Origin of the sequence: Syntrophotalea acetylenica (assembly GCF_001888165.1) — a bacterium.
GTDB classification, from domain to species: domain Bacteria; phylum Desulfobacterota; class Desulfuromonadia; order Desulfuromonadales; family Syntrophotaleaceae; genus Syntrophotalea; species Syntrophotalea acetylenica.
In genome coordinates this window covers 2422652-2436784 of sequence record NZ_CP015455.1, presented here as the reverse complement: position 1 = coordinate 2436784, position 14133 = coordinate 2422652, and the positions used below count along the sequence as shown (strand labels likewise).

12 protein-coding genes are annotated in these 14133 nt (G+C 57.0%); 7 read left to right on the top strand and 5 right to left on the bottom strand.

Going from position 1 to position 14133, the window contains the following annotated elements; genetic code table 11:
• Positions 1 to 179 precede the first annotated feature (179 nt).
• Positions 180 to 1112 carry a protease modulator HflC gene (gene hflC, locus A6070_RS11260; RefSeq protein ID WP_072285842.1) on the bottom strand — a complete coding sequence of 311 codons (933 nt, stop codon included), beginning with the start codon at positions 1110 to 1112 and terminating at the stop codon, positions 180 to 182.
• Positions 1109 to 2113, bottom strand: coding sequence for an FtsH protease activity modulator HflK (hflK, locus tag A6070_RS11255; RefSeq protein ID WP_072285841.1), 1005 nt, complete (start codon positions 2111 to 2113; stop codon positions 1109 to 1111). The genes hflC and hflK overlap by 4 nt, the downstream gene beginning before the upstream one ends.
• A 299-nt stretch (positions 2114 to 2412) precedes the next feature.
• Between hflK and clpS the strand changes: the two genes are divergently transcribed.
• From clpS to aat, 3 genes are all read left to right on the top strand, one after another.
• The gene (gene clpS / locus A6070_RS11250; RefSeq protein ID WP_072285840.1) at positions 2413 to 2727 is read left to right on the top strand and encodes an ATP-dependent Clp protease adapter ClpS; all 315 of its coding nucleotides are present in this window, start codon (positions 2413 to 2415) and stop codon (positions 2725 to 2727) included.
• A gap of 13 nt (positions 2728 to 2740) precedes the next feature.
• Complete coding sequence (gene clpA, locus A6070_RS11245; protein WP_072285839.1) at positions 2741 to 4999, top strand: ATP-dependent Clp protease ATP-binding subunit ClpA; 2259 nt, start codon at positions 2741 to 2743, stop codon at positions 4997 to 4999.
• 105 nt (positions 5000 to 5104) lie between these two features.
• A complete protein-coding gene (gene aat, locus A6070_RS11240) occupies positions 5105 to 5689 on the top strand; it encodes a leucyl/phenylalanyl-tRNA--protein transferase (RefSeq protein WP_236718883.1) in 585 nt (194 codons plus the stop codon).
• A 410-nt stretch (positions 5690 to 6099) separates the two neighbouring features.
• Here aat and A6070_RS11235 read toward each other — a convergent pair whose 3' ends face one another.
• Together A6070_RS11235 and A6070_RS11230 are read right to left on the bottom strand one after the other, a co-directional pair.
• Positions 6100 to 6816: a PilZ domain-containing protein gene (locus tag A6070_RS11235; RefSeq protein WP_072285837.1), complete on the bottom strand. Its 717-nt coding sequence runs from the start codon at positions 6814 to 6816 to the stop codon at positions 6100 to 6102.
• 157 nt (positions 6817 to 6973) lie between these two features.
• Positions 6974 to 7885, bottom strand: coding sequence for a DUF815 domain-containing protein (locus A6070_RS11230; RefSeq protein WP_072285836.1), 912 nt, complete (start codon positions 7883 to 7885; stop codon positions 6974 to 6976).
• Positions 7886 to 8073: 188 nt separating this feature from the next.
• Between A6070_RS11230 and A6070_RS11225 the strand changes: the two genes are divergently transcribed.
• Positions 8074 to 9186: a THUMP domain-containing class I SAM-dependent RNA methyltransferase gene (locus tag A6070_RS11225; RefSeq protein ID WP_072285835.1), complete on the top strand. Its 1113-nt coding sequence runs from the start codon at positions 8074 to 8076 to the stop codon at positions 9184 to 9186.
• 224 nt (positions 9187 to 9410) lie between these two features.
• On the top strand, positions 9411 to 9605 hold the full coding sequence (gene rpsU, locus A6070_RS11220) for a 30S ribosomal protein S21 (RefSeq protein ID WP_072285834.1): 195 nt from the start codon (positions 9411 to 9413) through the stop codon (positions 9603 to 9605).
• Between the two features lie 197 nt (positions 9606 to 9802).
• Here rpsU and A6070_RS11215 read toward each other — a convergent pair whose 3' ends face one another.
• Complete coding sequence (locus tag A6070_RS11215) at positions 9803 to 11248, bottom strand: glyceraldehyde-3-phosphate dehydrogenase (RefSeq protein WP_072285833.1); 1446 nt, start codon at positions 11246 to 11248, stop codon at positions 9803 to 9805.
• A gap of 412 nt (positions 11249 to 11660) precedes the next feature.
• Between A6070_RS11215 and A6070_RS11210 the strand changes: the two genes are divergently transcribed.
• Both A6070_RS11210 and A6070_RS15160 read left to right on the top strand, forming a co-directional pair.
• Positions 11661 to 12641: a class II fructose-bisphosphate aldolase gene (locus tag A6070_RS11210; RefSeq protein ID WP_072285832.1), complete on the top strand. Its 981-nt coding sequence runs from the start codon at positions 11661 to 11663 to the stop codon at positions 12639 to 12641.
• Between the two features lie 222 nt (positions 12642 to 12863).
• On the top strand, positions 12864 to 14075 hold the full coding sequence (locus tag A6070_RS15160; RefSeq protein WP_145926350.1) for a GGDEF domain-containing protein: 1212 nt from the start codon (positions 12864 to 12866) through the stop codon (positions 14073 to 14075).
• The last annotated feature ends 58 nt before the right edge of the window (positions 14076 to 14133 follow it).

The following is a 14133-nucleotide window of genomic DNA, read 5'->3' as shown; positions in this document are numbered from 1 at the left end:
TACGGGTTGGTTCGTTTGGGGGCACATGGCTCCATGGTCGTCAGTGCACCGTTCCCCCAGGCCTCCCAGCCCGAGGTGCAGCCAGAGAGGCAGCCTTGTCGCGGCAAACAGATTTCCGTTGCCCGGCACCACGGCTTCCATGCAGTCGGTTGCTGGCCCGGAAGGCCGCAGCCCGGTTTTCACCGGCTGTTCTGCAGATACCTGTAAAAATCGCTGTCCGTACTGAGCACCAGTCTGCCATTTTTGCCGACCGATTTGCGGTAAGCTTCGAGGCTGCGCAAAAATGCGTAAAAGTCACGATCCCCACCGTAGGCGGCCGCGTAGATGGCCGCCGCTTCGGCGTCGGCCCGGCCTCGTATCTCTTCGGCCTGGCGATAGGCGTCGGAAGTGATGCTTTTGAGTTCCTTTCCCATCTGGCCGAGGATGTCGGCTTTTTCCCCTTCGCCTTCGCTGCGGAATTCCGCGGCGACTTTTTTGCGTTCGGAGATCATGCGCTCATAAACGCGCTTGCGCACCTGCTCCACATAGTTGATGCGCTTGATCTGTACATCAATCAGTTCGATGCCGTATTCCGGCGTGCTGGCGCGGGCTTTTTTCAAAAGATCGGCCAGAATTTCCTCGCGGCCGACCAGATGTTCGCTTGCTACGGGAACACCTTCAAGCTCAATCTGTTCCATCGCATTGCCGGGCGGGCGGTAGTCCTTGCCCCGTACCAGTTCGACCAGCAGATGCCCGGAAACGGCATCGCGCACCACCGAGTCCAGAATATCGTCAAGGCGGCTTTGGGCGCCGCGCTCGGTGGCGACGGTTTTGAAAAACAGCAGCGGATCGGCAATGCGCCAGCGTGCGGTGGTGTCGAGGAAGATGTAGCGCTTGTCCTTGGTCGGGATCTGGTTAGGGTCGCCGTCCCACTTGAGGATCCGGTTTTCGAAGCGATGCACTTTCTGGATAAAGGGTATTTTCAGATGCAGCCCGGGGCCGAGGACCCCGCCGACCGGTTTTCCGAACTGGGTCACCAGGGCCTGTTCGCCTTCTTCAACGATGACCAGGGGGGATTGCACAAAGCCCGCGATCAGCAGCATAAGTACCAGCAGCAACAGGGGCTTTTTCATGGCTGACCTCCTTTGGTCTCGCTGCGCAGGGGCAGCAGCGGCAAGGTGCCGGTGCCGGCGCGGTCCATGATGTAGATTTCCTCGAGCCTGGGCAGGATCTGCTCCAGCGTCTCCAGGTAGAGGCGCTGCCGGGTTACCTGTGGCGCCTTGCGGTATTCGGTCAGCAGGTCGAGAAACCGGCGGGTTTCGCCGCGAGCCTTGTTGATCCGCTCCACAGCGTAGCCCTCCGCCTCCTGGATGGTTCGACGCGCCTCCCCGCGGGCTCTGGGCACTTCGCGGTTGTACTGTTCCCTGGCCTGGAAGATCAGGCTTTCCTTCTGCTGCTCGGCTTCGTTGACTTCATTGAAAGCGGCTTTGACCGGATCCGGCGGATTGACGTCCTGGAATTTGACGGTGACGATACGGATGCCAATATCGTAGCTGTTAAGGATTTCCTGCAGCTCCCTGTGGGCCGCGTCGGCCAGCATTGCGCGCTCCGTGGTAAGCACCTCGGTGACTTTGGAATTCCCCACCACCTTGCGGACCACAGCTTCGGCCAGATCGCGGATGGTCGCTTCCGGCTGACTGATGCGGAACAGGTATTTGTAGGGGTCGGCGATCTGGTACTGGACGATCCACTCCACATCGCTGACGTTGAGGTCGCCGGTCAGCGTCAGGGATTCATCTTCAAGTGCTTGTTTGGTATAGAGGGAGCGTCCCTTGGTCTGCAGGGTGCGAAAACCGAACTCCTCCTTGAGTACCCGGCCGGTCTGCACTTTGTGGATGCGATCGATACCGAAGGGAAGTTTCAGGTGCAGTCCCGGCTCGGCAAAACCGCTGAAGCGGCCGAAGCGCAGAATCACGCCGGTTTCTTCCGTAGCCACCTTGTAGAAGCTGCTGAACAGGCCGATCACCAGCAGCAGTCCGGCCACGGCAGCAAACCGCAGCCGCGGTGACAAAGGGTGCGATCTGAGGTTTCTGGCCAGGTTTTGCAGATTGTCGCCGGAAAACCTTGCGGGCATGGTTCCTCCTGTCTGAATCCGGTTCGAAGCCTTGTTTTCGTCCGGGAACGGTCTTTTCCCCGGACGCAAACGGTGTTGTGTCCGTTTGCGTTTTGCGGATGAACGTCAGGTAGTGTCCATCATGAAACAAACGGGTCGTGGCAGGATTATAACAGAGATTTTATAAACTCCGGCAGAAAAGCTGCTGAACCATCACAGCGGCTGTCCGCCGCCGGGCATTCCGGGTTGCCGGGCAGGCTTGGAAGTTCGACGGCAAGTGTGATAGGATTTTTGAAAAACGACCGTGCAAGGGGGAGAAGGTGAGTCAGAAAAAAACGTCGGCGGATATTCATGTTCACGACCAGACCGCGGCCCGGACGGCACCGCCATCGCTCTACAGGGTATTGATGCACAACGACGACTACACCACCATGGAGTTTGTTGTGGAGGTTCTCGAGGGGATCTTTCATAAATCGGCAACGGACGCACATCACATTATGCTGAACATCCACAATGAGGGGACGGGCGTATGTGGAACCTTCCCCCATGAAATCGCCGAAACCAAGGTTGCCCGGGTTCATCGGCTGGCACGTCAGGCCGGTTTCCCGCTGCGCTGCAGCCTGGAAGAAGCCTGAAGGGAGCGATCTTATGTTCGCACAGGAAGTACAGATAACCTTTTCCCTGGCGGTGCGTGAAGCTCAACGGCGACGCCACGAATACCTGACCACCGAACATGTCCTCTATGCCATGCTGCTTGAACAGCACGGCAAGGATCTGATCGCGGCCTGCGGCGGTGACACCGAAGCCCTCAAGGTGCAGCTGGAAAGGTATTTTGCCGAGCATCTTGAAAGCCTTGTCGATGATGCCGATGCGGTTCCGGAGCAGACCGTCGGGCTGCAGCGGGTTCTGCAACGGGCGGTGCTGCATCTGCATTCCGCGGGCAAGAAAGAAATCACCATCGGCGATTTGCTGGCGGCCATGTTTGCCGAAAAGCACACCCATGCCGTCCATTTTCTCGAAGCTCAAGGCGTGTCGCGGCTCGATGTGCTCAATTACATCTCCCACGGCGTGACCAGGGTCCCGCCACGGCACGATGCCCCCTCCGCCGGGGATCCAATCCCTTCGGACAGCGGCAGCCGCGAAAAAAGCGACGAAGCACGAGACAAGCCGAAACAGGATCCTCTGGCCCTGTTCACCGTCGATCTGGTGGCGCGGGCGCGTCAGGGGCGCATCGATCCGCTTATCGGCCGTGAGGCCGAACTGAAGCGTACCGTACAGGTGCTGTGCCGCCGCCGCAAGAACAACCCCCTGTTCGTTGGTGAAGCGGGGGTTGGCAAGACCGCCATGGCCGAAGGCCTGGCACTGATGATCAGCCAGCAAACGGTGCCGGAAATTCTTCGCCAGTGCTCGGTGTTTGCTCTGGATATGGGGGCCTTGCTGGCAGGCACCAAGTTCCGGGGGGATTTCGAGGAGCGCCTCAAGGCGGTTGTCAAGGCGCTGGAAAAGCACCCCGATGCCATCCTGTTCATCGACGAGATTCATACCGTGGTCGGTGCCGGCGCCACCAGCGGCGGTTCCCTCGATGCGTCCAATATCCTCAAGCCGGTGCTGGCCAGCGGCGATTTCCGCTGTATCGGATCGACGACCTACGAGGAATACAAGAATCTGTTCGACAAGGATCGTGCCCTGTCCCGGCGTTTTCAGAAAATCGATATTGTCGAGCCGAGCGTCGAGGAAACCATTGGCATCCTTCACGGACTCAAGGATCGTTATGAAGAGCACCATGGCGTAACCTACACCGAAGACGCCATCCAGGCCGCCGCCGAGCTGTCCGCGCGCCATATCAACTTCCGCCACCTGCCGGACAAGGCCATCGACGTTATCGATGAAGCGGGGGCGGCCATGCGTCTGGCCGGGGGCCGGGTGGTGCATCTGGACGATATCGAACGGGTGGTGGCCGGCATCGCCCGCATCCCTGAACGCAGCGTCTCGACGTCCGACCGTCGTCGGCTTAAAACCCTGGCGCGGGATCTGAGCCGCAAGGTGTTCGGGCAGGATGAGGCGGTCGAGACCCTCTCCCGCGCCGTGCTGCGGGCCCGCGCGGGGCTGGGGCATCCGGAAAAGCCGACCGGATCTTTTCTGTTTACCGGCCCGACGGGTGTCGGCAAGACCGAAGCGGCCCGGCAACTGGCTTCGCAGCTGGGTGTGGCCTTTATCCGTTTCGACATGAGCGAATATATGGAGAAGCACTCCGTTTCACGGCTGATCGGTGCGCCTCCCGGCTATGTCGGTTTTGATCAGGGCGGGCTTCTGACCGAAGCCGTGATCAAGCAGCCCTACGCCGTATTGTTGCTCGATGAAATTGAAAAGGCCCATCCGGATCTGTTCAGCATTCTTTTGCAGGTCATGGATCATGGCAGCCTGACGGACAATAACGGCAAGAAAGCCGATTTTCGCAATGTTGTGCTGATCATGACCAGCAACGCTGGCGCCCGGGAAATGAGTGCCAACCCCATCGGTTTCGGCAAGGAGGAGGGGGGCAGCCCCCGGCAGGCGGTGGAGAGGACCTTCTCGCCGGAATTTCGTAACCGCCTCGACGCGATTATCCCCTTCCATGGTCTGGGCGAAGACACGATGCTCAAAATCGTCGACAAATTTATCGAAGAGTTGCGCAGTCGCCTGACGGAGCGCCGGGTCAAGCTGGCGCTGTCTCCGGCCGCCCGTTCCGATCTCGCCCGCCGCGGTTACGATCCCCGCTTCGGCGCACGTCCTCTTGCCCGGCTCATCCAGGCCGAAATCGGCGATACCATTGCCCAGGAAATATTGTTCGGGGAACTGCAGGATGGTGGGGAAGTGCGGATCGGCTGTCGCTCGGGCAAGTTGACCTACCATTTTTCCAAAGGGTAGCATGCCCATATATCAGCTGATCGATGACATGATCTTTCCGCCTGTGGAACATGCCGAGGATGGCGGAATCCTTGCGATCGGGGGGATCTTTCCCCCCGGCGCCTGTTGCTTGCCTACAGCATGGGCATTTTCCCCTGGTTCGGCGATGACCAGCCGATTCTCTGGTGGTCTCCCGATCCCCGCTGTATTCTTGAGCCCGGAGCGCTGCGCGTGAATCGCAGCATGGCCAAGGAGCTGCGACGCGCCCGTTTTAACATTACCTACGACCGCGCTTTTTCCCGGGTCATCGAGGCCTGTGCCAAAACCCCGCGCAGGGAAGGGCCCGGTACCTGGCTGACGAGGGATATGCTGGAGGCGTACAAACTGCTGCACGGTCTCGGTTATGCCCATTCCGTCGAAGCCTGGCTCGAAGACCGGCTCGTCGGAGGCCTGTACGGCATCGCGGTGGGGCGCTGTTTTTTCGGGGAGTCGATGTTTCACTCCATCGACAATGCCTCCAAGGTTGCTTTCGCAACCCTCGTAACCCGCCTCGCCGAGCTTGGATATCAGCTGATCGACTGCCAGCAGACATCCACACATCTGTTGTCCTTCGGTGCCCGGGAAATTGCCCGCGACCTGTTTCTGCAACGCCTGGAAGCCGCTGGCATATTGCCTTCCACGCATCCGGCCAAGGGGATTTTCCCTGTCTGATGCGGGCATGTTCCCTGCGCCATGCCGCTGCACCCTGATGCTTCGGCCGGCGGTTATGCAGCGGCCTGTCCTCGGGTTTTTACCGGGGGCAACCCGCCCTGTTTCTGGCTATTTCTGTCTGCTTAAAAAATATGCAAAGAGCCAGAAGTGCCCTTTGTATCAAGGGTCTGCGGGGGATGCATGCCCGTTCCCCACAGGGTTTTCCACGGATCTGTGGATGGATTGAAAAACATCTGTGAAAATAGCAAATTAAAAGTTGTGATGAAGGTGGTTTCAGGGGCGCTGCCGGTCTGCGCCGGGCCAACTGCGCGAATTTTAAACGGTCCCTGGATTTTCTCCAGTGGTTTGCCTGACAGCCAAATTTTTTCGGGAAGAGGTCGCTGTGAAAAGGCTGGACAGACCCAGCCTTTTCACTGGGGCGGGGCCGGCTTTTTTTGCCGATTCATGCGGGCAGTGCGGATGAATTTCTCGAGGCGTTTTTGATCTTCGGCCATGATGGCCGTGAATTGCAATCCTGCCATGCAGGTATCGGCGCTTCCATGTCCATGGCTCCACACTACTTCCGCCACAGTGCAGATCGGGGCGTCGTCGGGTTCGATCTGCATCAGCAGCAGGCACAGCTGGGCCTTGTCGATCGGGGTCTTGAAACCGAGGCGGATGCCGCCGCTACTCAGGTTGACCATGCCGCAAGGCAGCTTGGGCAGGGACCCGGGCGGGGTGTTGGCAAGTCTGTGGATATTCTGTTGCCACTGTTGACGCACCTCCTGCAGGTCTCCTGTTGAGCGGGTGTAACGAATGCCGATGGGCAGGTTGATCCGCTCGGCTGGCCGTATCTGAAAAAACTGCAGATGCCCGTCGAATCGCAGCTGAATTACATCCCTGCCAATATGATTGTGGTAGAAGGCCTGGGCTTTCAGACCCAGCCCCAGACTCTCGGAAACCACGGACAGCCGGTTGCCGGCGGCAAACAGGGAGGTGTCGGCCCGGTAAGGCAGGCTCAGCGTCAGGATGCCGTTTTCCACGGACTGGCAGCAGGCGGAAAAGTTTTCGATACGGTCCTCGCCTCGGTCGGGGCTGGCAGAATGGATGAGAACTTTTTGTCCTGGCTTGAAGTGTTTATTGTACATGGCACGTGTTTTCCGTTGCGGATTCCGGTTATAAGGCGCGATAAGAAAGGATGTCGGAACCTCAGATTAGCAGGTTTTGTGCCATGCTGGAGGATCCTGCCGGCTGGCCGGAACCGCCACCGGCATGGCGTGCAGGCAGGTACTGCCGCCGTGGGTATCAGGACGGCGTGTCCGCAGGGTGTCGGTCAAGCGCCAGGCGGCCCCTCAGATCATCGATGAACTGGCGGGCCACCAGTCCGGAAAACCGCCCGCGCCGTTCGGCCCACAACAGGGCGGCACGTTTTTGTTCCTCATCGTCCACCGATAGATTGTGCCTTTTTGCTAAGTGCCGGCAGATGTCGAGATAGGCGGCCCGTTGTGGCAGAGGCAGGTCCAGAACGACGCCGAACCCCGCGCAGGCTGCGAAGGGTGCTGTCTGCGGCGGTCCTTCCGGGGCGGCAAGCGTGTCGGGTGCAGCGTTGTCGGTGTTGTGCAGAGGCTGTAGCGAGGTGTCCATGGTCGCGTAGATCCGCAGGTTTTCCGGACAGGTTTCGATATTGCCCTGCAGCAGGTTTCTGAGTTCCCGGAAACACGCGGGATCCTTGCAGGGAAACACCTCCCGACAATACAGGATAAAGCGGAACGGGAGATTGCGCAGGCGGGAAACCATGATGGGCAACTGCTGCAAATCGTCGCTGCGGATCTCGATCATGCGCAGTCCCTGATCCTGGAATTTTTCCAGCAGCCCTACGATGGCCGAACGCTTGCCGGTGCCGGGTTCCCCCCGGAGAAGCACATGGTTGGACGGCAGGCCATGAGCGAACTGAGCTGTGTTCCGGCACAGGTTTTCGAGGATGGGGTCCAATCCTTTCAGGTCGGCATGGCTCTGCAGGCCAGGCCGGGCGATTTCCTCAAGATAGCCGGTATGGTGGTTTTTTATCCAGCGAAAGGCAATGTATTCATTGAACATCTGGGGAGCGGGAGCGTATTCGACCAGACTGCGTGTCAGGTACTCCTCGCCGAGATCAAGAAAACGCTCCAGCCTTTCGAAGAGATATTCCCAATCGATTTCCATATGGTTGAATTCCATGCCGCTTCTTTCCTTGCGTACCGGTGAAAAATGGACCCGTAATGAATAATAACAGAATTTTCTCCAGGTGTTCTCCATGCAAAGGCCGGCCTTGCTGACGGATCGGCAACAAATCATGCGAGACGCGGGACAGTGTTGGTCATGGCTGCGGGGAGGGTGTAAAATACTGCATTTTACGGGAGAGGTTCGTGGAAAAAAGAGTATTTGAGCTGTTTGCCGTAACGGCCCTTGGGCTGGAGGCGGTTTGTGCCGGAGAATTGTCGGCGTTGTCCTTGCCCGGAATCCGCATCGCAAAGGGCGGCGTCTGTTTCAGCGGCGGGCTTGAAGAGCTGTACCGCGCCAATCTGTGGCTGCGTAGCGCGTCGCGTGTCGTGGTCAGGCTCGGGGGTTTTGCCTGCAGGGATTTTCCCGCCTTCTACCGAAAGACCCTGCAGCTGCCCTGGGGCCGGTTTGTGCGGCCCGGGACCCCTTTGCAGGTCCGGGCGACCAGTCACCGGTCGCGACTGCAGCATACCGGCCGTATCGCCGAAACCCTGCGGCAGGCCGTGGACCGGGCCCTCGGAGGCGTCCCTCTCTGCACGGATCGGCCTCAACAGCTAATTCTGGTGCGTTTCGAGGACAACCAGTGCCAGATTTCCATTGACAGCAGCGGGGCTCTGCTGCATCGCCGCGGCTATCGGACCATGACCGGCGCCGCGCCACTCCGGGAAACGCTGGCCGCCGGGATTCTGATGTCGCTGGACTGGACTGCCGGCCAGCCGCTTGTCGACCCCATGTGCGGCTCCGGCACCTTTGTCATCGAGGCGGCCCTTTTGGGCATGGGGCGGGCGCCTGGCATCTCACGCGAATTTGCCTTCATGCATTGGCCCCGGTATCGTCCCGGTTTGTGGCAGGTTCTTCGAACCGGCGCTTTGAGCCTGGAACGTCCGCTAGATGTGCCGCTGATCGGTCGGGACCAAGATAACGCCGCCATCGACCTGGCCAACGCCAATGCGCAGGCCGCAGGGGCGGGGGCTGCCAGCCGTTTCGAGGTTGCCGAGCTCGGCACGGGCATGGTGCCGGACCGGCCCGGGCTGATGGTGTGCAATCCCCCTTATGGCCAGCGGCTTGGCCGCGGTGTCGACCTTGCCCGCCTCTACCGTCGACTCGGTGCATACTGTCGCGAATCCTGCAAGGGTTGGCGGGTTGCGGTCGTCTGTCCTGTCGGTCCCCTTGGCGCCGCCCTTGGCCCTGATTTTCAGTGTCACTCCGTGTTGTATAACGGCGGCATGGCGGTCGGTCTGCATGTTGCTCATCCGTAGCAGGGTTCTGAAAATCCACGTCTGCCGCTTCCGCAAGCTGATTCTTTTTCAGGAATCTGCTGGCTCGTGGCTGTTGGCGCATTGTCGACAGAGGTTGCTTATCCACTGTCTGGTACATATATTTTCCTTGCATTGAAACAACGTAGACACTATAATCCCCCTTCGTGTCGTCCGGCGGTGCCGGTCAGCACAACTTGATTGAAGGAAAGCGAGGTGAAGGTTACGTGGAAATTCAAGTCGTCGACAACAATGTCGAAAAGGCTATCCGTGTGCTGAAGCGCAAGTTGCAGCAGGAAGGTTTGTTTCGTGAAATGAAGCAACGCAAATTTTACGAAAAACCCAGCGTCAAGCGCAAGCGTAAGGAAAAAGAAGCACAGCGGCGTCTGCGCAAAAAAATGCGCCTGATGAAAAAAGCCTGATGCCTCGCAGCTATAGGGTTATGATACAAAAAGGGACGATTCTTTATGAATCGTCCCTTTTTGCGTTGTGCGCGGCATTCAGTGGTTTTTTACGGCGGCCGGGTTTTGGCAGGTATTCCCTGCTGGTCCGCGCGATAAAAAGCCGACCCTCCTGATGGCGGAGGTGCCGGCGTTTTTGTCAGGCAGACTGCTGAAAATCAGTTCGGCATGATCGGCAGTTCGATTCCGGCGATTTTCTGCAGCAGGCGAACGACCTGACAGGTGTAGCCGAATTCGTTGTCGTACCACACGTACAGTACGCAACGGTCTCCGTTGACAATGGTGGCCAGGGAGTCAACCACCCCGGCATGACGGGAACCGATGAAATCGCTGGAGACCAGCTCCGGTGAATTGACGAAGGCGATCTGATTCTGCAAATCGGAGTGCAGAGCGATGTCGCGCAGATAGTCGTTCAATTCTTCGACGGAGGTTGTCTTGCTAAGGGACAGGTTCAGAACCGCCAGGGATACGTTGGCTACCGGCACGCGAATGGCGTTGCCGGTGAGTTTTCCGGCGAGTTCGGGCAGGGCCTTGGCGGATGCCTTGGCCGCTCCGGTTTCGGTAATGACCATATTGAGGGCGGCGGCTCGGCCGCGGCGGCTCTTTTTGTGGTAGTTGTCGATAAGGTTCTGGTCGTTGGTGTAGGAATGGCAGGTTTCCAGATGTCCGTTGACGATGCCGAAACGGTCGTTGACGGCCTTGAGCACCGGCACCACGGCGTTGGTGGTGCAACTGGCAGCCGAAAAAATATTTTCGTTGGGCGTGGCCAGTTCGTTGTTGATTCCGAAAACGATGTTGGGGATGTCGCCTTTGCCGGGGGCGGTCAGGATGACCTTCGATACGCCTTTGGCCTTGAGGTGCCGTCCGAGTCCCTCCCGGTCCCGCCAGAGGCCGGTATTGTCGATAACGATGGCATCTCGGATGCCGTAAGCGGTGTAATCGATGTCTTCCGGTGCATTGGCATAGATCAGACGGATCATGTTGCCGTTGGCGATGATGGCGTTTTCCTCTTCGTCGAAGCTCAATACGCCATGAAAGGGACCGTGCACCGAATCTCTTTCCAGCAGACTGGCACGTTTCATCAGGTCGTTGTCGGTGCCTTTGCGGACCACGATGGCGCGCAGCCGCAACTTGTCGCCTCCTCCGGTTTTTTCCACCAGCACGCGGGCCAGCAGGCGGCCGATGCGACCGAAGCCGTAAAGCACCACGTCGCGGGGTTCGTTCAGCAGGGAGCCTCTGCCATTGTTGACCGCCGTGAGTTTGTCCGCAACAAATTGCTCTAAGGACAATTTATCCTTCTGCTCCCGGAACTGAACCGACAGTTTCCCGATGTCGATGCGGGACGGGGACAGGTCGAGCTTGCTCATGGCCTGCAGGACGGGATACGTATCAAGGATCGAAAGTTCGCTTCCGAGTACCTGTTGGGCAAAACCGTGGGCGTTCAAAACATCGATGACCGTTTTGTTGACCAGCGACTGACCGTAGACGTTGATGTTGACGCCACGGTCGCGGTAGAGGTGGCCGATCAGGGGAAGCATGGCCTCTGCGGCTTCATCTTGCCTGATCCAGTCATTCAGGTACTTTTCCTGCTTTTGCATGCTCATCGCTCCCTTCTGGAGCCCGATGGGAATATCGGGCCTGCGGTTGAAAAAACGGCCATCATCCTATAAAAACAGGAGAGGCATTTCAATGGTTTTGTGCCGCGCGGGGCACTTTGGGCTGGACTTCGCATCCGTATCTGATATTAATATGCATTAGGGTTGCCCGGCAGGCGGGGGCAGGGAGGCGATGCACCAGATTGCATCGGCGTTATGGGCAAACAGTCCCTGTCCGGGGTGGTTTCTCATTCTTTTTTAAACTTTTTTATTCTAAACCAACTGTCTTGCCTTTTCAATCAATTGTTGATAGTTTCTGGTACTTTTTACTCAATCTGGATGCCGTGCTCCTGGGCAGGGACACATGCGTGCCCGGCCAACAGGCAGGTGTCTTTTGCGAACCGAAGGGGAGGTGCGGGGAATGGTGGACAAAACCTTTTATCGGGAGCTGGGACTGGTCAATACGCGCGATATGTTCCGCAAGGCAATGGCCGGCGGATATGCCATCCCCGCCTACAATTTCAACAACCTCGAGCAGCTGCAGGCGATTATCCAGGCCTGCGCCCAGACCGGCTCGCCGGTCATCGTTCAGGTCAGTAAGGGCGCTCGAAACTATGCCAACGAGACCATGCTGCGCTATATGGCCATGGGTGCCGTTCGCATGGCTCGCGAGATGGGTTCCGAGATTCCCATCTGCCTGCATCTGGACCACGGCGACTCCTTCGAGTTGTGCCAGTCCTGCATCGAGTCCGGTTTCTCCTCGGTAATGATCGACGGCTCCCATCTTGCCTACGATGAAAATATCGCTCTGACACGCAAGGTCGTTGAGTACGCGCATGCCCATGATGTAACGGTGGAGGGGGAATTGGGGGTGCTTGCGGGTATCGAAGACGAAGTGTCGGCCGAGCATTCGACCTACACCAAGCCTGAGGAAGTCGAGGATTTTGTCGGTAAAACCGGTGTCGACTCCCTTGCGATATCCATCGGTACCAGTCACGGAGCCTACAAATTCAAGGTTCGGCCCGGTGAGCAGCCGCCACCGCTGAGGTTCGATATCCTTTCGGAGGTTGAAAAGCGCATCCCGGGTTTTCCCATCGTGCTTCACGGGGCATCGAGCGTGGTGCCCGCCTATATTGAACTTATCAATCGATATGGCGGAAACCTCGAAGGAGCCATCGGCGTTTCAGAAGAACAGCTGCGCAAGGCCGCGGCCAGCGCCGTATGCAAAATCAACATCGATTCCGACGGCCGCCTTGCCATGACGGCCAAGGTAAGGGAATACCTGGCGAACAATCCCCGGGAATTCGATCCTCGCAAGTACCTTGGCGCCGGGCGTCAGGAGCTGATCGATCTGATCACTCATAAAAACAGAAATGTGCTTGGCAGTGCCGGTCGGGTTTGACCACGACAGGCAGGGGCCGAGCCGGAAAAATTGGGATGTCACCAGAAAGAGGCCGCCGGTTGGGGCCTCTTTCTTTTATCGGGGCAGACCAAAATGGCAGTTGGTGTCTTTGTGTTGTTTCTTTGTTGCCCAGTGTCAGCAGGCCATGCGCGATGAAATATCGGCTCTGCCTGCAATGCGGGCGGATAGGGCCGCGGCTTATTCGCCTGGAGGAGGAGGGGAGTGTACGCTGAAGATTGTTCGATGGGAACAACACTGAAGTTTTCTGATCCGGATCTTGAGAAGCAGTTCCAGAATCAAAAGATTACGGATAATCTATTTGTTCCAAGATTAATTTATTTGTCCGGATCTTTTTTATACGCAGTATTTTTCGTACTCGATGTGTTTTTGCTGAAAAATGTAATATTTATATGTGCCTTTATAAGATTTTTGATTGTATGCCCCTTGCTTTTGGTTTCCTATTTTATGTTGGGAAAGCCATTATATAAAAAATATAGAACTTCTATTGAAGTCTTTAATGGTTTCGCTGCCAGTGGTGGAATTCTGGTGATGATTTCAATAGCGAATCCTCCTGGAAGTCACCTTTATTATGGTGGCCTCCTATTATGCTGTTTGTTTTTCTATGTCTTTGAACCAAGACAGATTATTTCGAATGTCCTTTCATGGGGTACCTTTTTTTCGTATTGCATTGTTGCAATGTGTTTTACGGAAACTCCAAGTTCAATATTTCTAAATAATGTTTTTATTTTTTTCTTTTTTAATATTGGCGCCATGTTTGCCTGTTATTCAATAGAACTTTTTCAGAGAAAAGAATTTTTGCAAAAGATTACCATACAGGATCAATCTGATCGTTTATATCAGGCTTTATGTGAAGTCGACCTTCAGCGTGAAAAAGCTGAAAAGCTGTCCCTTTTGGACCCGCTTACCGGACTGGCAAATCGGCGCCACTTTTTTTCCGTATTGCAGGTCGAGTTGGGAAAATCAGTCAGGACCCAAACCCCGCTAAGCCTTATGTTGATCGACATTGATTACTTCAAGGAGGTCAACGACCGCTTCGGCCATGTCGCCGGAGATAAGGTTCTTGCACTGGTTGCGGTCATTCTCCAGGATTCGGTGCGGCCCGGGGATGCCGCCTGCAGATATGGAGGTGAGGAGTTTGCGGTGCTGCTGCCCGATAGTGATCGAAACGTCGCGGAAAAGGTTGCCTTGCGGCTTATGGAAAAAATCAGATGTGCCCGGATCCCGGTTGGTAGCGAGCAGATCGCCCTGAGCATCAGCGTCGGTATTGCGGCTCTGACTGGAGGCTCGTCAAAGACCATGGAGGATCTGGTCCGCCAGGCGGATGAGGCATTATATGCAGCTAAAAACAGTGGTCGCAACCAGGTGTGCCTGGCGGATGAAGATTATCATCTTGCCGGGGCGATGTGCGATTGAGCCATGAATTGCCATGTTTTTGCCGTATTTATTGGGGAAACGGGCAGCGTGAAAGAGG

What these genes read in the sequence shown, in the direction of transcription:
- A6070_RS11235 (WP_072285837.1), bottom strand. Translation starts at nt 6,816, where the DNA reads ATGTACAATAAACACTTCAAGCCAGGACAAAAAGTTCTCATCCATTCT.
- hflK (WP_072285841.1), bottom strand. Translation starts at nt 2,113, where the DNA reads ATGCCCGCAAGGTTTTCCGGCGACAATCTGCAAAACCTGGCCAGAAAC.
- hflC (WP_072285842.1), bottom strand. Translation starts at nt 1,112, where the DNA reads ATGAAAAAGCCCCTGTTGCTGCTGGTACTTATGCTGCTGATCGCGGGC.
- clpA (WP_072285839.1), top strand. Translation starts at nt 2,741, where the DNA reads ATGTTCGCACAGGAAGTACAGATAACCTTTTCCCTGGCGGTGCGTGAA.
- A6070_RS11215 (WP_072285833.1), bottom strand. Translation starts at nt 11,248, where the DNA reads ATGAGCATGCAAAAGCAGGAAAAGTACCTGAATGACTGGATCAGGCAA.
- A6070_RS11230 (WP_072285836.1), bottom strand. Translation starts at nt 7,885, where the DNA reads ATGGAATTCAACCATATGGAAATCGATTGGGAATATCTCTTCGAAAGG.
- A6070_RS11210 (WP_072285832.1), top strand. Translation starts at nt 11,661, where the DNA reads ATGGTGGACAAAACCTTTTATCGGGAGCTGGGACTGGTCAATACGCGC.